The sequence below is a fragment of the Vibrio sp. Vb1574 genome (assembly GCF_033338675.1).
The window spans coordinates 63,244-82,431 of sequence record NZ_JAWOTC010000010.1; the positions used below are offsets into that span (position 1 = coordinate 63,244).

Annotated in this window: 19 protein-coding genes; 9 read left to right on the forward strand and 10 right to left on the reverse strand. The window is 45.2% G+C overall.

The features are described from left to right. Positions 1 to 236 precede the first annotated feature (236 nt). Positions 237 to 2,783 carry a glycosyl hydrolase family 18 protein gene (locus tag R7O12_RS09650; protein WP_318125778.1) on the forward strand — a complete coding sequence of 849 codons (2,547 nt, stop codon included), beginning with the start codon at positions 237 to 239 and terminating at the stop codon, positions 2,781 to 2,783. Between the two features lie 168 nt (positions 2,784 to 2,951). Here the strand turns inward: R7O12_RS09650 and R7O12_RS09655 are convergent, their stop codons facing one another. Both R7O12_RS09655 and R7O12_RS09660 read right to left on the reverse strand, forming a co-directional pair. Next, positions 2,952 to 3,809, reverse strand: coding sequence for an alpha/beta hydrolase (locus tag R7O12_RS09655; protein ID WP_017633823.1), 858 nt, complete (start codon positions 3,807 to 3,809; stop codon positions 2,952 to 2,954). 127 nt (positions 3,810 to 3,936) lie between these two features. After that, positions 3,937 to 4,527, reverse strand: coding sequence for a TetR/AcrR family transcriptional regulator (locus R7O12_RS09660; RefSeq protein ID WP_047102492.1), 591 nt, complete (start codon positions 4,525 to 4,527; stop codon positions 3,937 to 3,939). 250 nt (positions 4,528 to 4,777) lie between these two features. On the opposite strand from R7O12_RS09660, the gene R7O12_RS09665 reads away from it, so the two are divergent. Together R7O12_RS09665 and nhaD are read left to right on the forward strand one after the other, a co-directional pair. After that, the gene (locus R7O12_RS09665) at positions 4,778 to 5,803 is read left to right on the forward strand and encodes an acyltransferase (RefSeq protein ID WP_318125779.1); all 1,026 of its coding nucleotides are present in this window, start codon (positions 4,778 to 4,780) and stop codon (positions 5,801 to 5,803) included. A 420-nt stretch (positions 5,804 to 6,223) separates the two neighbouring features. Continuing rightward, a complete protein-coding gene (gene nhaD, locus R7O12_RS09670; RefSeq protein WP_065275582.1) occupies positions 6,224 to 7,654 on the forward strand; it encodes a sodium:proton antiporter NhaD in 1,431 nt (476 codons plus the stop codon). Positions 7,655 to 7,691: 37 nt separating this feature from the next. Here the strand turns inward: nhaD and R7O12_RS09675 are convergent, their stop codons facing one another. Next, positions 7,692 to 8,087 carry a GFA family protein gene (locus R7O12_RS09675; RefSeq protein ID WP_017821038.1) on the reverse strand — a complete coding sequence of 132 codons (396 nt, stop codon included), beginning with the start codon at positions 8,085 to 8,087 and terminating at the stop codon, positions 7,692 to 7,694. 201 nt (positions 8,088 to 8,288) lie between these two features. Here R7O12_RS09675 and R7O12_RS09680 point away from each other — a divergent pair, with 201 nt between their 5' ends. Further along, positions 8,289 to 8,897 carry a YitT family protein gene (locus R7O12_RS09680; protein ID WP_005374427.1) on the forward strand — a complete coding sequence of 203 codons (609 nt, stop codon included), beginning with the start codon at positions 8,289 to 8,291 and terminating at the stop codon, positions 8,895 to 8,897. 72 nt (positions 8,898 to 8,969) lie between these two features. On the opposite strand, the gene R7O12_RS09685 is transcribed toward R7O12_RS09680, so the two are convergent. The 3 genes from R7O12_RS09685 to R7O12_RS09695 form a co-directional block, all read right to left on the reverse strand. Further along, the gene (locus tag R7O12_RS09685; RefSeq protein ID WP_053350106.1) at positions 8,970 to 9,788 is read right to left on the reverse strand and encodes a hypothetical protein; all 819 of its coding nucleotides are present in this window, start codon (positions 9,786 to 9,788) and stop codon (positions 8,970 to 8,972) included. A gap of 100 nt (positions 9,789 to 9,888) precedes the next feature. Then, a complete protein-coding gene (locus R7O12_RS09690; RefSeq protein WP_005374431.1) occupies positions 9,889 to 10,371 on the reverse strand; it encodes a methylated-DNA--[protein]-cysteine S-methyltransferase in 483 nt (160 codons plus the stop codon). Then, positions 10,368 to 11,735: an Ada metal-binding domain-containing protein gene (locus R7O12_RS09695; protein ID WP_193837824.1), complete on the reverse strand. Its 1,368-nt coding sequence runs from the start codon at positions 11,733 to 11,735 to the stop codon at positions 10,368 to 10,370. Before R7O12_RS09695 ends, R7O12_RS09690 begins: the two co-directional genes overlap by 4 nt. Before the next feature lie 194 nt (positions 11,736 to 11,929). On the opposite strand from R7O12_RS09695, the gene R7O12_RS09700 reads away from it, so the two are divergent. The 3 genes from R7O12_RS09700 to R7O12_RS09710 all read left to right on the forward strand — a co-directional run bounded on the left by R7O12_RS09700 (position 11,930) and on the right by R7O12_RS09710 (position 13,606). Beyond that, positions 11,930 to 12,133 carry a hypothetical protein gene (locus R7O12_RS09700; RefSeq protein ID WP_017633816.1) on the forward strand — a complete coding sequence of 68 codons (204 nt, stop codon included), beginning with the start codon at positions 11,930 to 11,932 and terminating at the stop codon, positions 12,131 to 12,133. 324 nt (positions 12,134 to 12,457) lie between these two features. Beyond that, a complete protein-coding gene (locus R7O12_RS09705) occupies positions 12,458 to 12,901 on the forward strand; it encodes a DoxX family protein (RefSeq protein ID WP_005374434.1) in 444 nt (147 codons plus the stop codon). 9 nt (positions 12,902 to 12,910) lie between these two features. Next, complete coding sequence (locus R7O12_RS09710; protein ID WP_005383228.1) at positions 12,911 to 13,606, forward strand: pirin family protein; 696 nt, start codon at positions 12,911 to 12,913, stop codon at positions 13,604 to 13,606. Positions 13,607 to 13,687: 81 nt separating this feature from the next. On the opposite strand, the gene R7O12_RS09715 is transcribed toward R7O12_RS09710, so the two are convergent. Then, complete coding sequence (locus tag R7O12_RS09715; protein ID WP_005374436.1) at positions 13,688 to 14,581, reverse strand: LysR family transcriptional regulator; 894 nt, start codon at positions 14,579 to 14,581, stop codon at positions 13,688 to 13,690. 149 nt (positions 14,582 to 14,730) lie between these two features. Here R7O12_RS09715 and R7O12_RS09720 point away from each other — a divergent pair, with 149 nt between their 5' ends. Continuing rightward, positions 14,731 to 15,084 (forward strand): DUF413 domain-containing protein, encoded by a 354-nt coding sequence (locus R7O12_RS09720; protein ID WP_005374439.1) that lies wholly within the window; start codon positions 14,731 to 14,733, stop codon positions 15,082 to 15,084. A gap of 147 nt (positions 15,085 to 15,231) precedes the next feature. Here R7O12_RS09720 and R7O12_RS09725 read toward each other — a convergent pair whose 3' ends face one another. Next, positions 15,232 to 15,483 (reverse strand): DUF3081 domain-containing protein, encoded by a 252-nt coding sequence (locus R7O12_RS09725; protein ID WP_005374440.1) that lies wholly within the window; start codon positions 15,481 to 15,483, stop codon positions 15,232 to 15,234. 374 nt (positions 15,484 to 15,857) lie between these two features. Between R7O12_RS09725 and nagB the strand changes: the two genes are divergently transcribed. Next, the gene (nagB, locus tag R7O12_RS09730; RefSeq protein ID WP_005374441.1) at positions 15,858 to 16,658 is read left to right on the forward strand and encodes a glucosamine-6-phosphate deaminase; all 801 of its coding nucleotides are present in this window, start codon (positions 15,858 to 15,860) and stop codon (positions 16,656 to 16,658) included. A 90-nt stretch (positions 16,659 to 16,748) separates the two neighbouring features. Here the strand turns inward: nagB and R7O12_RS09735 are convergent, their stop codons facing one another. Together R7O12_RS09735 and gltS are read right to left on the reverse strand one after the other, a co-directional pair. Further along, positions 16,749 to 17,615, reverse strand: coding sequence for a glycerol kinase (locus tag R7O12_RS09735; RefSeq protein ID WP_191116169.1), 867 nt, complete (start codon positions 17,613 to 17,615; stop codon positions 16,749 to 16,751). Between the two features lie 154 nt (positions 17,616 to 17,769). Continuing rightward, the gene (gltS, locus tag R7O12_RS09740) at positions 17,770 to 18,996 is read right to left on the reverse strand and encodes a sodium/glutamate symporter (RefSeq protein WP_318125780.1); all 1,227 of its coding nucleotides are present in this window, start codon (positions 18,994 to 18,996) and stop codon (positions 17,770 to 17,772) included. Between the last annotated feature and the right edge of the window lie 192 nt (positions 18,997 to 19,188).

Consider the following 19,188-nt stretch of genomic DNA (forward strand, 5'->3'; position numbering starts at 1 on the left):
CTGAGATTTTATAAATTATTGACTCAGTCTGACACTTTCTGTGTAACAGAGTGCGAGTTTTAGTTAAGTTCTCTCAAGTGCCTCGAAAACCGTCTTAATTTTTTTTGACGAAAAAAAACTCTCTGAAATGCTGAGTGTGATGCTTTTGCACGTGGAGTAAATCCAATCATCTTATCTGGTGCAAGAGCAGCCTATGTTCTAGGTAGAACATGAATCCAAGGATTGAGAGAGAAGTTATGATTCGATTTAACCTATGTGCAGCTGGAGTTGCTTTAGCGCTATCAGGTGCGGCAGTTGCGGCTCCAACCGCACCAAGTATCGATATGTACGGTTCCAACAACCTTCAGTTTTCTAAAATTGAACTCGCGATGGAAACCACGTCAGGCTACTACGACATGGTGAAATACCATGAGCAAGCGAAGATCACTGTTAAATTTAACCAGTGGAGTGGCACACCTGGTGACACTTACAACGTCTATTTTGATGGTGTAAAAGTAGCAAGCGGCCCTATCACTGGTAGCCAAACGACAGCTTCGTTTGAATACGGCCAAGGTGGCTTATACCAAATGGAAATCGAAGCATGTGATGCGACAGGTTGTGCGAAAAGCGCACCAGCTGAAATCACGATTGCAGATACCGATGGTTCTCACCTGAAGCCACTAACGATGAATGTTGATCCAAACAACAAAACCTACAATACCGATCCAAGCGTCGTGATGGGTACGTATTTTGTTGAATGGGGCATCTATGGCCGTGACTACACCGTCGATAATATGCCGGTCGACAACTTGACTCACATCCTTTACGGTTTTATCCCAATTTGTGGCCCAAATGAGTCTGTGAAGTCTGTTGGCGGCAACAGTTTCAATGCGCTACAAACTGCTTGTACAGGTGTGCCTGATTATGAAGTCGTTATCCATGACCCTTGGGCTGCTTATCAGAAGAGCTTCCCACAAGCTGGTCATGAATACAGCACGCCTATCAAGGGTAACTACGCAATGCTAATGGCATTGAAACAACGTAACCCTGATCTAAAAATCATCCCATCGATCGGTGGTTGGACACTGTCTGACCCATTCTTCGATTTCGTGGACAAGAAAAACCGAGACACATTCGTCGCATCAGTTAAGAAGTTCCTGAAAACTTGGAAATTCTACGACGGTGTTGATATCGACTGGGAATTCCCTGGCGGCGGCGGTGCAGCAGCCGATAAGGGCGACCCTGTAAACGATGGCCCAGCATACATCGCACTGATGCGTGAACTGCGCGTAATGCTTGATGAATTAGAAGCTGAGACAGGCCGTACTTACGAGCTAACGTCCGCTATCGGTGTCGGTTACGACAAGATTGAAGACGTAGACTACGCAGATGCGGTGCAGTACATGGATTACATCTTCGCAATGACTTACGACTTCTACGGCGGTTGGAACAACGTTCCTGGTCACCAGACTGCGCTTTACTGTGGTTCATTCATGCGTCCTGGTCAGTGTGACGGTAGTGGCGTTGATGAGAACGGCGAACCGTACAAAGGTCCTGCTTACACAGCAGATAACGGCATCCAACTTCTTCTTGCTCAAGGCGTTCCTGCAAACAAGCTAGTACTTGGTACAGCAATGTACGGTCGTGGCTGGGAAGGCGTAACTCCAGATACACTCACAGATCCAAACGACCCAATGACAGGTACTGCTACAGGTAAACTGAAGGGCAGCACAGCGCAAGGTGTTTGGGAAGATGGCGTAATTGACTACAAAGGCATTAAGTCATTCATGTTAGGTGCAAACAACACTGGCATTAACGGCTTCGAGTACGGCTACGATGCACAAGCAGAAGCACCATGGGTATGGAACCGTACAACGGGTGAGTTGATCACATTTGATGACCACCGTTCAGTGCTAGCAAAAGGTAGCTACGCGAAGTCTCTTGGTCTTGCTGGTCTATTCTCTTGGGAAATTGACGCGGATAACGGTGACATTCTAAACGCGATGCACGAAGGTATGGCTGGTGGTGTGGTTCCTCAACCAAACCGTAAGCCAACCGCAGCCGCTGGCGCAGATCAATCGGTAACAGGTCCTGCAAATGTGGTTCTAGATGGCAGCCTGTCAAAAGACTCTGACGGCACCATCGTAAGCTACGCTTGGGAACAAGTATCTGGCACAGCAGTGGCACTAACAGGTGCAAACTCAGCGAAAGCAAGCTTTGATGCAGCAGAAGTTACTGTTGAAGAGCAATTAACTTTCAAGCTGACGGTGTCTGATAACGAAGGTGCAACGGCATCTGACCTCGTTGTAGTAACAGTGAAACCAGCAGGTGTTGTTGACCCAGTGAACAGCGCACCAATAGCGCAAGTTGTTGCTCCAGCAACAGCAAACGCTGGTGACGTTGTGGTTGTAGATGCATCTGCGTCTAGCGATGCAGACAACGATACCCTGACATTCAACTGGACTCTACCTCAAGGTCTGAATGCAACGGTTGAAGGCTCCAAAGTCACGTTCACTGCTGCGGAATACCCGCAAGACACAAGCTTAAGCTTCACTGTAAGTGTGAGCGACGGTAAAGCGTCTTCATCGGCAAGCGCGACAGTGGTTGTTGCACAGCACACAACCGATCCGAACCCTGGTAATTGTGACAACGCATGGGATGCGAGCGCAGTGTACACAGGTGGTAACCAAGTGACTCACGCAGGTAAAACGTGGGAAGCGAAATGGTGGACTCAGGGTGACGATCCTAGCCAATCTGGCGAATGGGGCGTTTGGAAAGAAGTTGGCGTAGCTAACTGTAACTAACTTCAGCCTTGCAGACTTTCTGCTAAATAAACAAAGGACAGCTTCGGCTGTCCTTTTTGGATTTAACCTCTTAACGAGGAGAGCAACACCAGAGACGAAAAAATCTGAGGTGTTACTTTCAAATCGAATTAGCGCAAAACGGAGCGAGTCAATCAGTAAAAGTAAGGGTTACCAAGCACTATCGAGCAAACGGTCAAAACTACTGAAGACTTGCTCACACTTCATCACTCGACCATGCCCCTGACCTTGTGTTGTCACTAACTCAACGTTTTTAATCTCTTCAGCCGCTTTTGCCGAGACACTGTATTTGGTGAACTTGTCTTGCTCATCATGAATAATAATGGTGTGAGACGGACGCTCAGACAAACGCTTCATCGGATCAATGGACTGTAACGGATAACCAAATTGGTCTTCAACTTCTGAAACCACAGCATTAAAAAGCTTCATCGAGTAACCGGAACGCGCAATGCTACCGAATAAGTTCTCTACGTAATTTAATACCGGAGCAATAAGCAGCAAAGGCTTGTTTTCTAATTTACTGTGCCTACACTCAAGAGCAGAAGCGGTGCCCATGCTGTGCCCAACTAGGCCAACAATATCCTCGACCGTATCCAACACATCTTCTAATCCTCTGACAAACCCCGGAATGTGCCCATACTGCCCCTCACTCTCACCATGTGCCGGATGATCGTACGCCAAAGCAGTAAACCCTTTCGACGCAATATGTTCCATCAGTGGATAAAACTGACTTGCCGTTCCAGACCAACCATGAGTTAGCACCCAAATAGGTCCAGAGCCCAAAGTATAGGTTTTGATGATGCCTGCATGCCCTTTAATTTCACCTTTGATAAGCCCTTGAGGCTCAATATTTTTAGGTTGCGTACGAGCAGGTGTCAGAAGAAGCTTGCGCGCGGTCTTCTTTGCATGTGACGGGGCCAGTGTATGGTGTAACCGAGTACTAATGTTCACCAAACTGCGCTTAATACTGAAACGTTGCGATGTATTAAAGTAAATTTTTTCACTCATAATCATGTCCTTAACTATCAGCTTTGCACAAATAGAACGGTCGTGCTTTTTACGCTGATAAGAAAGAGCGAACTCAGCCGCTCTTTGTGATTTTATGTCTACGAATCTGGGAAGCGAATAACCGATATTAGCCTTTCCAGCGAGAAAATAAGTTGTCGATCCCTTGCCAAAACAGACGCAAGCTTTCTTGCTCACCTTTAATTGAGTAAAAAACATGCGCACTCAAATAGAGACCGTACAAATCAAACGTTGCTTGGCGTGTATCTAAGTCTGCTGCAAATTCTTGCTTCTCTTTGCCTTTCGTTATTTGGATCTCCAAATAGCTCAGCCAAGTGTCTATGGATTTACGCAGTCCGGCCTGAAGCGGGCAATCTTTATCTGCCGTATCATTCCAAGCGTCAAGAAACATACAACTTCCTTGGAATGCGTGATTCCAAGTCATCCAAGAGTCGAGCAACCCTCGAATTTTACGCTCGATATTGCCATCCCCGAGTTCTCGAGCAGGCTCAATAACCCGATCAGCGAACACTTTATTGGCGTGATCAAGCACCGATAGCTGTAAATTCAACTTCGAATTAAAGTGGGCAAACAGACCACTTTTCGACATACCGCATTGCTTGGCTAACTCTCCAATCGTAAGACTTTCTAATCCGTCTTCGCTGGCGATCTCAAAAGCCCGCTGCAGAATAAACTCTTTTGTCACTTTTCCTTTTTGCATAATCTTATTTTTAGCACGATCGTTCTTTTTTGCAATCTCGAGTTAACTGGTCTAACCATTATTCAGTACTATTTTCGACTCACGAATCAGGTATTGATTGCGTTAATAGGTTAATAATTAAGAAGTTTGAAGTAAGTCTTAATTTTCGAAACAGCTTCAATGTAAGCGCAAGTCTGTTGACTTTTTCACGTATTACTTCAACAACAACCTGCTATTTTCACCTAAGTTTTTTATTTAGGTAAACAATGTAATGGCAAAGAAACAAAAAATAGCCAGCTTAGAGTTTGCACGTATCATTGCAATGCTTGCGATTGTGGGTTTGCATTGCCAGATGGCACTGACGTACTGGCAGTGGGATGGGATACCATGGGTTGGCTATATGCTCAACCAACTGGCTCGTTTTGCTGTTCCGCTGTTCTTTCTCATCTCGGGTTATCTAATCCAGCCGAAGTTGAGTCATTCACCTATCGATACTCTTAAGAACTACGCCAAACCGTTAATGAAGGTTTGGCTCATTTGGAGCATGATCAGTTTACTGATGCCATTCCAATGGCAGACGGTCGCTGAGGCAGGGTATCTCGCAGAAAGGCAAGGTTATTGGGGGTACTTAATGTCAACCCCGATCAATTCACTCATCGAAGGCGGACTCGTTCATCTGTGGTTTATTCCGGCTCTGGTCATTGCCGTAGCGTTAATTGCCTTTCTCGTGCATATCAATATGGTGCAACTGATACTGCCAACTGCAGTATTGCTATACATATACGGGGTCTTTGCTGGCAGTTACGCGACCATTACCGACCTGCCAGCGCCTTTCTTTACTCGTAATGGGCCTTTTTTCAGCACGTTGCTAGTTGTTCTGGGTTATTTCGCACGAGAAGCGCGGTGGCGGTGGTCGCGAAACAATACGGTTCGATGCATTATTCTTGGCATGGCACTGCATTTTGGTGAAGCTTACTGGCTGATGCAACATGACATCGCTTTCAACTCGCACGACTTCCTATTCGGTACCGTTATCTGGGCTGTAGGTGTCTTTATGTGGCTTTTGGCTCACCCTCATTTTGGCGGCATGCCTTGGGTCTTCAAACTATCTCCTAGCGTGTTAGGGATATATGTTAGCCATCTGCTTATCATAATTGTCATGATGAATGTCGCTGGATTTATCGGGCTGCAACACCTCGCGAAAGATGTGTTTATTTATCCTGCAACGATTGTTGCAACCATACTGCTTGTGAAAGCAATCGACGCTTCACCGTTGAAAAAATGGCTCCTACGCTAAATGCATTCAGCTCTAGATATAGCTAGCTTTAACTCAAAAGGGTTAGAGCTAGCCAGTTAAAAATGAGATTTCTCTCTCACTGACCAATTTTTGACTTTCTAATCCTTCAGAATTTGCTTTCACTCACAAAAAACATTGTTCATTTCCTTTAAATTGGCTCGACTATTACAACATTGCTCATTAAACGGAGGCTGTATGTGGGCAGGTCAAGGACTCGTTCCTTTTTTAGAGATTAGTCACTGGTTAACTTACGGTTTATATGCCGCTGCGGTTTTATTCGGCGCAGCAAGCATTGCGTCACTCAGAAAATAGTGGCGCACACTATCATTTCCTAACTCCTACTGTTAATTCGAGCTCTCTCACAACTAACTCATTCATTTGTGGCTAATATTTCTCCAACCAGACAAAGGAGAAATGTCTATGCCAATCTATCCAATTGTGGCTTTCTGCTGTTTGTTGTTATCTAGCGCCACCTTTGCTGCATCAACCAATGAACTGAACCTTGTTAATTCTGGTGTCGGTTACGCGGCTCTGATTATCTTTTCGATCGCTTACATACTGGTTATGTTGGAAGAGTATCTGAAAATGAGAAAATCCAAGCCAGTGCTGCTCGCTGCAGGGTTAATTTGGATTCTGATTGGCTACACCTTTGCTCAGCACAACCAGCCTGAAATCGCCAAATCCGCACTAGAACATAACTTGTTGGAATATGCCGAGTTGCTGCTGTTTTTGCTCGTGGCGATGACCTACATCAACGCAATGGAAGAACGCAAACTCTTCGATGCCTTACAGGCGTGGATGGTTGGTAAAGGTTTTGGATTCAAAAAGTTGTTCTGGCTGACGGGGTTTCTCGCTTTTGTCATTTCACCGATTGCCGATAACTTAACTACGGCCCTTTTGATGTGCGCTGTAGTGATGAAAGTCTCTGGTGATAATCCTAAGTTCGTCAATCTTGCTTGTATCAACATTGTTATCGCAGCCAATGCTGGCGGTGCATTCAGCCCATTTGGTGATATTACAACCCTGATGGTGTGGCAGGCCGGTCATGTCAGCTTTGCTGAGTTCACTCCGTTGTTTGTACCGTCATTGGTGAACTACTTGGTTCCCGCATTTTTGATGTCACTTTTTGTTCCAAACACAAAACCGAATACGATTCACCAACACGTTGAGCTAAAACGCGGGGCAAGGCGTATTGTCGCGTTGTTCATTTTGACGATTGCCACCGCAGTCTCTTTCCATGCTGTGCTGCACTTCCCACCCGTTATGGGCATGATGATGGGCTTGGCGTACTTACAGTTTTTCGGATATTTTTTGCGCCAAACTCTCAAACACTCACTCGCAAAAAAAGCAGCTATGGCAATTGCCAATGGCGATGATCAGGCATTGAAGCGCTTAGGCTCAGTGGTTCCGTTTGATGTGTTTCATCGTGTGTCTCGAGCCGAATGGGACACCTTGTTGTTCTTCTATGGTGTTGTGATGTGTGTTGGCGGTTTAAGTTTACTTGGCTACCTCGAACTGGTTTCAAACGTCATGTACACGCAATGGAACCCAGTCTGGGCAAACGTAATGGTTGGTGTCCTATCTGCAATCGTCGATAACATTCCGGTTATGTTTGCTGTACTGACTATGGAACCAAACATGTCGATGGGCAACTGGCTACTGGTCACATTAACCGCAGGTGTCGGGGGCAGTTTGCTTTCCATCGGATCCGCGGCAGGCGTCGCTTTAATGGGAGCCGCGCGTGGGCAATACACCTTCTTTGGCCACTTAAAGTGGGCTCCCGTCATCGCCTTGGGTTATGCCGCCAGTATTGCGGTACACTTGTGGATGAATAGCGGTTTATTTACTTAAAAGCACCGACAATCAGGTACTTAACTTGCAACACAACCTAGCGGTCGGATGGATGGTTAACGCCATCCATCACTTCAATCGCTCCCAACTCATATGGGTTGACGCCCTCTAAGCAGCCGACATTATAGCCATACTCACTCGGGTCAGAACGACGCTGATGGTGCGTATAAATACCGCACTCGCCACAGAAAAAGTGCTTCGCAGTGTGTGTATTAAATTGATACTGCTTCAAGACGTCTTCGCCTTGCACAATACGAATACCGTTCAAAGGTACAGATGCGACAATCGCGCCACGACGTCGACACATAGAACAGTCACACCGTCTCGGTTTCTCAATACCATTGGGTAACGCCAGTTCCAACTCAACTTTTCCACAGTGACAACTCAGTCGATGTAATGTGTTGATTTGGGTGTTGCCAACTTTCTTAATCATAACTTTTCCTTGTTGTTTTTCTATCTGTGTACATTATGTTAAACAGGTTAATATCATCATAATCTCGTCCAAAAACTCGACATCCATCACTTTTCGCGACATTTTATTTGCCGATTTGTTAGTTGCTATTTTGGCGACTGTCTATCGCGTCCGTGAGACGTGTTATCTCCGGCGCGTTTTTTAAACCAAGGAAATTAATTTATGGACAAAGATCATAGCCTAAGAGAGAACCTCTTGGCTCTGACGCTCGGCAGTGCGTTAGTGTCACTTGGAGTGATATTTTTTAGCAAAGTAGGATTGCTCACTGGCGGTACGGCTGGCTTGGCGATCTTCCTAACCAAAGTGAGTGACTTCAGTTTTGGTCAGATATTTTTCGCTCTTAACCTCCCTTTTTATATTTTATCTGTGATGCGCATGGGTTGGCGCTTCACTATCAATACCTTTATTGCGGTTTCGATTGTCTCTTTTGCGGTCGATCATCTGCATCATGTGATTGAGATTTCACGAATCGAACCTTTCTATGCGGCACTTTTGGGTGGTGGGCTGATTGGAATCGGTATGTTGGTAATTTTCCGTCACAAAATGAGTTTGGGTGGCTTTAACATTCTAGCGTTGTACCTTCAGGAACGTTTTGGAGTTCGAGCGGGTAAAGTTCAAATGGCGTTAGATTGTGCCATCGTGGTGATGTCACTGTTCATTGTAGATGTGCACCTTATCGCTCTATCTGTTCTAGGTGCCATCGCAACGAACTTGATTTTGGCGATGAACCATAAACCAGGACGATACCAAGCAAAAGCGCAAGCAGCATAATCATCGCTGCATAGTCAACAACCCTAAAGCCCCCAGCCAGTCACTCGGGGCTTTTTTCATTCAACGCTAAGATCACGTCAACGAGCTCGTTTTGCAGTGCTGCTGCATCTCTTCATCCAATTTAGCTTTATATTTCTGACTAAGATGGAAGTGTACTTGCATCAACAAGTCATGTGCGTGGAACAGCTCAAACGCGTCGCTACCATTTTGCTGACAAATAGCCTCACAGCGCTCAGCATGCACTTTGGCTTCTTGCGGTTTATCCGCTTTAAGCAAGCTCATCGCTAAGCGATACTCTGCGCGCTCTTCTTGCATCCAACCCCCTGCCACTTTCCAATAGTCTAGCGCGAGTGTCGCTGCTTCTAACATCTTCGATTTTTCCATGCACGTGCGCTCAGCCAGCGCTTCGTACTGACATGCTAAGTTGTTCGCAGTGATCGCGATAGCGCGCGCTAATGGCCCTTCTGCATCGTTCGGCGTCGTTCCTAACGCTGCCTTCACCAACCATTGACTCGCCAGTTCAAGCTGAACAAGTGCAGAAAGTTCATTCGAAATCAAAGCGTAAACTCGGCGTTGTTCTTGCTCTTCCAATAATTCCATATTGTCAGTGCCATCTACGAAATAGCGCGCAACGGCAATACTGCGTTGAAATGCAAAACTCTCGGCAACCTTGCGTTCATCAAAGTGCTCTAAACAAGTAAGAAACTGTTCTGGGCACTGGAGATGCCCAATAGCGGTATGCAGCATCAATGCGAATATTCGCTCGATTTGGGTAACGTCTTCCACCTCGCTCAGAGCCGTTTCTAGCTGAGCATAAACTTGTTCGGGATTTTCCTCGTGATGCTGCCAACACTCACTCATGAAGGCATCAAAATCCGTTTTGAAAGGCATGTCCTTATTGTCCTTCTTCTATTCGTATAACGATTATGAAACTCTACACTATCGTTACCCCTGTGTAGCACGCTTAATCCCAATACGAGAATCGCCTCACTTAAAGCGGTGTACCTTGCTCCAACGCGAGCAAACGTTGCTTGCGCTCCACTCCACCTGCATACCCAGTCAGTTTTCCGCTTTTGCCAATAACGCGATGACAAGGCACCACGATAGAAATCGGATTCTTCCCGTTTGCTAACCCAACAGCACGCACAGCTTTAGGGTTACCTATCGCATTCGCGAGATCTTGATAGCTCCACGTTTCCCCATATGGAATGGTCGTTAGTGCCTGCCAAACTTGATTTTGAAAATCAGTGCCTGTCGCTGCAAGGGGCAAATCGAATTCGTTGCGCAGACCAGCAAAGTATTCATCCAGTTGGGTGACAGCTTGGCGCAAGACCGGATGCTGCTCGTCTCGCACTCCCAGCTCACTCGGCTTAGTGGTGCATGTTTCAAACCAAATGCCAAGTAAGCCCTCAGCGTTCGATTGGATAGTCACCGTTCCTAGTGGACTCGGCATTTCGGTATAAAATGTTTTCATGATTGATTCCATAAGTGAAACGTCGCGTAGCTTCCCCAAGGGGCCGCAGTGTGCGTATTCAGTGATGGGTAACGCTGCATCGCCTTTTTCACCACTAAGTCTTTATCTAAAAAGCAATCGGGTTGAGATTGCCCTCGCAGTTGAGCATAACTGACGGTCCAAGGTCCAATGCCTTTCAAAGTTAGCCACTGCTGGGGGTCAGCTTCTGAGTTGTCCTGCATAAACTGGGCGAAGCGCACTAGCGTCTCTTTACGGCTTTGCGGCATGCGCAAAAAGCTCACGTCGGCGTTTGCAATATCACTGGGAGTCGGGAAAAAACGTTTTTCTGACTCTCCACTAAGTGTGGCCACCAATAAGTTAAGTTGACCAATCGCCGCTTTAACCGACACCTGCTGGCCTAAAATCGCTCTAACCCCTGCTTCCCATGCATTCCATACACCAGGAATACGAATACCTTTACTCGACACGAGCCCAGGCGCGACATACTCCAAATGCTGCTCAACAGTACAAATATCAGTGTCAAGATCGAACATACGACGAATGTCAGACACCAAGTTTTGCAGCTTCGTTACGTCTTCAATTTCAAACGCCAGTTCTAAGTATCCTTCACCTTTTGTCGCTTTAAACCAGGCTTTGCTGTTATCCAAAAAAACGTTGCGCTGATAACTCTCATCCCTCACCAGCTCAACCCCCTCAACCGCTCGCAAACGATAGAAGTCCAACATGTGCGACCAATTCAACTCACCTCGATAAGGTAAGGCAATTCGATTGCAACCCGCACCATCAAACTCTTTACGGCGTACTTGAGAAGGCGTTAGTTTGAGAAACTTTTGAAAAGCATCGTTGAAGCGGCGCGTACTGTTAAAACCGGACGCAAACCCCACGTCGGTGACCGACATAGAGCTGAAGTGAAGCAACTGTTTGGCAAACATTAGTTGCTGATATTGCGCATACTGCTTGGGTGACATACCTAGATACTGCTCAAATAACATACGTAAGTAACGGTCAGAAATCCCAACACGCTCAGCCAACTCAGACACCGAATGGTGATGCAACTCCCCTCTATCAATTAACGAAATCGCTCGTTGAAAGGTCGTCTCGACACCTTTCCATGCCCAAGATCCAGGAGCGCTATCAGGTCGACAGCGTAAACACGGACGGTACCCTGCTTGAAGGGCTTGCGTCTTATCAGCGAAATACTCAACATTTTCTTCTTTAGGCAAATTTGCCGGGCAAATCGGACGACAAAAGATTCCCGTTGTTTTTACCGCCACATAAAATCGCCCATCAAAACGACTGTCTCGCGCGACTCGCGCCTTGTGACACTGCTCAAAGGTCAGTGAGGTATGGGGGTGAATAAACATAGTGCTTTCCTTGCTCATGCCTTTTGTCATTTATTGTTCATAGGCATCGTTCAATATAGTGTTATTGTAGCTTGCTTAAGCGCCCATAATTAGCCATTTTCGGAACTCAATATTGAGATTTATTGGCATTAGCGCTTTTGTACACTAAAGTTAGATCCAGAACATCACAACAACGTCGGCTAAAGGGAATTGGCATGGACTTACATACTTGCGTAATTGTATTAAGAAACCAAAAGGTTATTACCAGTAAATCCGTAGATCATTCTATTGGAATCATCGAACGAGACTCAGATAACGAGATCTCAGAAATTCAGATTAATGCGACGGATGGACGTAATATTCGAACTTATCACTACAACAATGTAGAGGAGTCATTAGAGAGCTTAATGAACCTCTGACGGTTTTCTTTAACGCACCTTTCTCCCTTGTTAAAAGCGAAAGCAATAGAGCACAGTACATGTGCTCTTTTTTTGTTTAACAGAAAAAATGTTTATCGAAAATAATGACAGACCTTGATTTAAAACAGACAATAATCGGCAAATTAAAACCCAAAAAACATTTCAAGATATTGATTTAAAATAACAAAAACCTCTCATTCGATTTTTTAGAACGAGTTTATCAAAATCCTCCCGTTATTTTTATGTTCGCCTCTACCTAAACTGTTCTCAACAGCACGGGAGCACACGCTTCCCACTCATTGAAAAGAGTCAGAGGACAGAATCATGAAAGCACTATTACAGAAAATTACCACGTCAAACGCAGGTTACAGCGCACTATCACTTCGCGTTCCAATCGGCATTATCTTTATGGCGCACGGCGCACAAAAACTGTTTGGCTGGTTTGGTGGCTACGGCCTAGAAGGCACAGGTCAGTGGATGGCATCTATCGGTTTAGGTCCTGGCGTACTCATGGCGTTACTTGCGGGCAGCGCAGAGTTCTTTGGCGGCTTGTTCATTTTACTTGGTCTGCTAACTCGACCAGCAGCGGTTGCTTTGGCGTTCACGATGGTGGTAGCGATATTCTCTGTCCACTTTGAGAATGGCCTGTTCATGGCAAACAACGGTTACGAGTTTGGCTTGGCATTACTGGCAGCGAGCGTTTCTCTGGCGTTCTCTGGCGCAGGTAAAGCAGCGTTAGATAACTTTTTAAACAAAAAGCTCTCTTAAGGAGGCCTTATGATTACGGTAAGACATGCAGCAGACCGAGGTCGAGCAAACTTTGGCTGGCTTGATAGCAAACATACGTTTTCTTTTGGTAGCTACTACGATCCTCAACATATGGGCTTTTCTGAGCTGAGAGTCATTAATGACGATGTAGTCAAGCCTGGCGCGGGTTTTGATACACATGGCCACCGTGATATGGAGATCATCAGCTATGTGTTGGAAGGTGTTATCGCACACAAAGACAGTGAAGGTAACGTCAAAACACTACCTGCAGGTGAATTCCAACTCATGTCGGCAGGGAAAGGGATTTACCACAGTGAGTACAATGCGTCGAACCAAGATACGCTGCGGTTTCTACAGATTTGGATTCAACCGAACACATTTGGAACCAAACCAGGTTATCAGCAAAAAGATTTTGGTCGCAATCCTGGGTTAACGACTATCGCTACTCCAACTGGAGAAAACGGCACGCTACTTATTAAGCAAGATGCGACTTTGCATCAGTTAATTCTTGAGCCAAGTAGCGAACTAAACTTTGAGATTGAGTCGGGCCGAAATCTATTCATCCATCAAGTGACAGGCAGCCTTAGTGTCGACAATACCACTTTGACGGCTGGCGACGGCGCGAAGATTGAACACCAAAGTAAGGTTGTTTTGCGCAATACATCAAACGAAAGCACAACAGCCCTGTTGTTTGACTTACCATAACTATCGATTCATCGAGATAAAAACAAAGCCGCCTTAATTTCTCAAGGCGGCTTTTTCGTTTTTCTGGCTTTGCATTCAACGCTATTCGTCGGAAGTGCCAGAACCAATTTGCTGAAAACTGTAAGCGGTCAGTGGATCGATCTCTTTGACAATTTCTTCCACTTGCTTAATCGCGTCTACAGACGAGCTAGCTTTACGATAGCTCAAATAGATAGGGCGACACCAATCTTCTACTCCAGACACCTTGTGAAGCTGCCCATTAGCGATAAATGGCTCCACGAGAGAGATTGGTAAGTACGCGGCTCCACCCTTCTCTAAAATAAAGTCCAATGCGATACGCGCTGTTGAAGTGCGTAAATATGGAGCTGGAATCTTAGGGTGACGCTCAGAATGCTCTGAGGAGAAACGCGTCCCCCAGTCAACGTACACATATTTGTTTTCGAAAACGGTGTCTAAAGAATCTTTCTCAGTTGATACCAGAACGAGAACAACATCCGCCACTTTTTTACAGTTAAGCTCATCAGCTTTGATCTGATCAAACGCAAATGCCATATCTAACGTGCGCTCTAGCAAGCTACGACTGAGCATCTCACGTCCCATCACTTCTGCCATGAAGCCATAACCACCAAACGAATCTGTGACGACACTTAAACAATTCTGTAAATAAGCGTCCCAAATGTTTGGCGTGCCACCTAACGTTAGTTGCAGCGCTTTGCCATCTTCAAGCGATAATTCTAGCTTGGCTTGTTGCAATGTAGTGACCATTACCTCGGCATAGCTGATTAAGCGCTCACCTGCAGAGGTCAACTTTATGTTATTTCGATCACGAATAAACAATTGCGTATCGAAGTAACTTTCCAATTGTTTGATACGTGCGCTCACAGCGGCTTGGGTAATATAAAGGTTCTCAGCAGCACGTCCGAAGTGACGAACTCTTGCCAGCTCTAAAAATGTTCGAAAGACTTTTACATCCATAAACCATCTCCTGGTTAATATAAAACCAGATTAACAACTAATTAAAATCATGACGACAAAAAAGTTTTGTTTTTCTTTTGTTAGATTTAAGCCTAATTTTCGCCGTAAGTTCACTACATTCATCAATAACGGTTACAGAGGCTGTTGACATGTCTGACACTGAATTCCGTCATGGCAAAAAACGTTTTTACGATAACGTAAAATTCCCACGCGGCTTTGCAAAGTCTGGCGATTTTACTCTTTCAGAAGAGGAAATCCTAACAATTTATGGGGATACAATGCTTGGCTTAGAGTCAGGCGAATTAACACCTGAAAACAGCGAAGAGAAACACTTCATCAAGGTGTTAGAAAACCCGGGCAAAGCAAAAACAAAACTTGAGCGTACGTGGCTAAAGTACACCCAACTTGCTCGTGGTCGCAAGCGCTTCCATACGCTAAATGGTCGTAACAAGCCTGACGCCACAGAAGAATACATTGAAGAGAGTTTGGTTGAAGACGATTAATAACCAATAACCTAGTTCTCGCCTTTTTCTAGCAGTAGGCGAAAGCTCGTTTGACTTTACTGAGCGAGCAAGACAAGCTCATTTCTTCTCCTAAAGCCCAAGGGGGCATTCTCCCAAGGGCTTTTTTAATATTTGGGTGATGACCGTTTACTTGGCGAGCGTCGCAATCTTTTTCAGAAAGCTCTCTTTCAAATGCTCTTGGTCATATTCCAAGTGATAGGTGTTGTGGAAGCCAATTTTTAGCTCAACACCATTCCCTCTCAAGAAAACGTTGTACCCATCGTAGTCAGAAAACGCTTCTACACCTTCATACATTTTACCAAATTCGGTTGGTGTACCGTTGTTCATCACACATTCGTAAGCCTGTAGTACTTTGCTCGGATCTAACTCATTTTTCATACCGAATTCCTCACTGGTTTACACATTTCAATTATGGTTAAAGAATGAGCGCCATGCCATATCTAACCCATAATATTTGAAGTTCGTGTGCGATTTCGCACTCTGTAGGTTGTTAAAAAACAAGGTTAAGTGCGAAGGCAGAACTTAATTTAGATCATAAATTTTATCTATTGATTCGTCAGTTTCATAATGCAATTTCTTTGTAAAAAATCGTCTTATAAAAGCATTTAGATATAAAAATCGTCGACAAAACCAACATTGGTTAAAGAAAAAGCAAAATTTTGACCTAAAACAATAGCAGTTCGCCATTACTTATTTTATAATGCGAATTAATGTTTCAGTACATCGTCAATTCCAATAACTAGGGGCACAAAATGAGACTTATCCCGTTAACTCGAGCAGCACAAGTAGGTAAGTGGGCAGCTGCGCATATCGCTAAGCGTATCAACGACTTTAAACCTACTGCTGAGCGTCCATTCGTTCTGGGTCTACCAACTGGTGGCACTCCTCTAGCAACCTACAAAGCCCTAATCGAGCTTTACCAAGCCGGCGAAGTCAGCTTCAAAAACGTCGTGACTTTTAACATGGATGAGTACATTGGCATCCCTGCGGATCACCCAGAATCTTACCGCTCATTCATGTACAACAACTTCTTTAATCACATTGATATTCAAGAAGAAAATATCAACCTACTGAACGGTAACACAGACGATCACGACGCAGAATGTAAGCGTTACGAAGACAAAATTAAGTCTTACGGCAAGATCAACCTGTTCATGGGCGGCGTGGGTAACGACGGTCACATCGCGTTCAACGAGCCAGCGTCATCTCTTTCTTCTCGTACTCGCATCAAGACCCTCACTGAAGACACTCGCATTGCGAACTCTCGCTTCTTTGACGGCGATATCAACCAAGTGCCTAAATACGCGCTGACTATCGGTGTTGGTACGCTTCTAGACTCAGAAGAAGTGATGATCTTGGTCACTGGTCATAACAAAGCTCAGGCACTTGAAGCAGCCGTGGAAGGTTGTGTAAACCATCTATGGACAGTTTCTGCACTTCAGCTTCACCCTAAAGCGGTGATCGTATGCGACGAACCAGCTCAACAAGAACTGAAAGTGAAGACAGTGAAGTACTTCTCTGAGCTAGAAGCAGAAAACATCAAAGGCTTTTAACTCATAGGATGGCAGCCTAGAAATACACTAAAAATACAAAACCCGTGTTGAACACGGGTTTTTTCTTATCTGAACAGCGGGCTTAAGTCGTCAATAAGCTTTAATACCAAACTGACGAAGACGCTTAGGAAGCACTTCATCCAACTTGTCTAGTTCACTCGGTTCGACTTCGATAAGGTTGAAATGATGCTGCTCATAAACAGTACGAATGGTCTCACGGTCGGCCTGAGCCATCTCCCCATCGTCACTTCCCCAAAATTGCAAATAGACTTTACCGCCTGGTAAGTAAAAATCGCTAGTGACATCTTGGTCAATCGGCAACTGACGCTCATAAGCGTGCACTACACCAGCCAAGTACAGCCAGTTGTCAATGAGCAACTCACCCTTAGAGCGCACGTAATGCCCATCTAATGTTCGGTGCTTGGCTTCAAATTTTTGGCGAAAGCTTGAGTACGATTTATCCGTAGAATGTGACTCCGCGTCTTGCCCTAAAAACTCAATGACAGACTGCTTAAGACGCTTGTTACGCAGCACCACATCGTGCCATACGACAAAGGTATTTTGTGTTTCTTTATCGGTTCTTTGCTGCCCACCAGCGCGCACACCAGCTTCTGTGACACTCCATCCCTCTTCGGATTTGGTCAACCAACCCAGTTCACTCAAAAGCTGGTTCATGCGCTTCGCATTCAATTTCAGCTTTTCACCCAGTTGTGTCGCGCTCAATGTTTTCCCTGAGCTGGGAGTCAGCTCAATATGTAAGTTGGCCGGCCAGACGATGAACTGGCCAAATTTAGGGTGATCCACATACTCACCGCCAAACTTTGCCCCTTCTTCGGTCAAAATCCACTTTTCATCTTGGCGAACGATGTAGCCTGCACGTTTGAGATCGGCAAACAGCAGCTTAGCTTCTACCTTGCGCATTTTCGCTAATGCCGACGTCGATATTTTTTCAGACATGTGGGTACCTCATGCTGCTGCAAAATTGAACACTATGTCGTCATAGTAACGCATTGATTTCACGGCTTGAAGTCAGGCAAACAAGATTTCGTGTTACAAATAGCAAAGCCAGCGTATAGGTGCTGGCTTTGTTATTTCGGTAAAAAAGCGAATGTTATCGAATAAAAGCGATGCATCCTTGCAAAATCACTAAATTCACAATGTCGATGAAGAATGCACCGACAATTGGAACCACCATAAATGCTTGTGGTGATGGACCATATCGACTCACGATGGAGCCCATATTCATGACCGCAGTCGGTGTAGCACCTAATCCAAAACCGCAGTGTCCGCTAGCGATCACCGCCGCATCGTAGTTGCTTCCCATCATTCGGAATGTTACGTAGTAAGTGAACATCGCCAACACTGCCGACTGAATAGCAAGAATAATAAGGAATGGGATCGCAAGATCGAAAATATTCCACAATTTCAAACTCATCAAGGCCATGGCAAGAAATAGAGATAGTGCAACCGTGCCAAGAATATCAACGGTTTCTAAATCAACCTTGCGCGCCTTCGTCACTTCCATGATGTTAGTGATAACAACACCAATAAACAGCGCATAAACAAAATCGGGAATCATTAACCACTTGATGTCAAAACTGCTTACCCAACTCTCGAGATACTTCGCGCCTGTCACGCAAAGTAGAATGATGGACAAGCTTTCAACGACTCTTTTCGCTGTGACACGATCTTCCTCATGTTCGTTGTACGTCACCAGTTCAGGGAAACTCTGATGACTTTGATTGGTGCGTCCGTATTCCGATTCCAAGTTGTGTTTGTTTAGTAGCTTTTGTGCAACAGGGCTGCCAATAATCCCTCCCATCACCAAGCCAAATGTAGCAGAAGCCATTGCCACCTCTAGAACATTATGCAAACCATACATTTCTTGAAAAGTTTGCGACCACGCAGCTCCAGTTCCATGTCCGCCAGAAAGCGTAATGGATCCGGCGATCAACCCCATGAGTGGATCTAACCCCAACGCTGTTGCTAAGGACACGCCGACCGCATTTTGGATAAGAATGTAGACCGATGCCACAACTAGGAAGATGAAAACCTTCGCACCGCCTTTAATCAGTTGGGTGTAATTTGCCGCTAAGCCAACGGTTGCAAAAAACATCAGCATAAAGACGTTTTGCAGTGGTAAATCAAAGGAAACATCCACACCGTTTAAGTGCATCATCGTGATGACGCAAGCGACCACTAGACCACCAACAATTGGCTCTGGAATATTAAATTTTTTTAAGGTTGGTAACTTGGTATTGATGAACTGCCCTAAAAACAACACGCAAATTGCGACGAGGAACGACTCCTGTGGGCCGATAGATATTACCTGATTCATGAGACCTCTTTACTCTACTCTTTCTCATTCATTGAGCACGCGCTCAACGTGAGATAGGTGCCTAAGCCAGTCAGATTGCCTCTCGAAACTTTTGTTTTCTAGGCCTCTTTGACCATCAATTCTCATCAAGTAAGAAATAGGCAGAGCTAAAATTATGCTAATTATCATTCAGTGAGAATATTAATTTAGAAC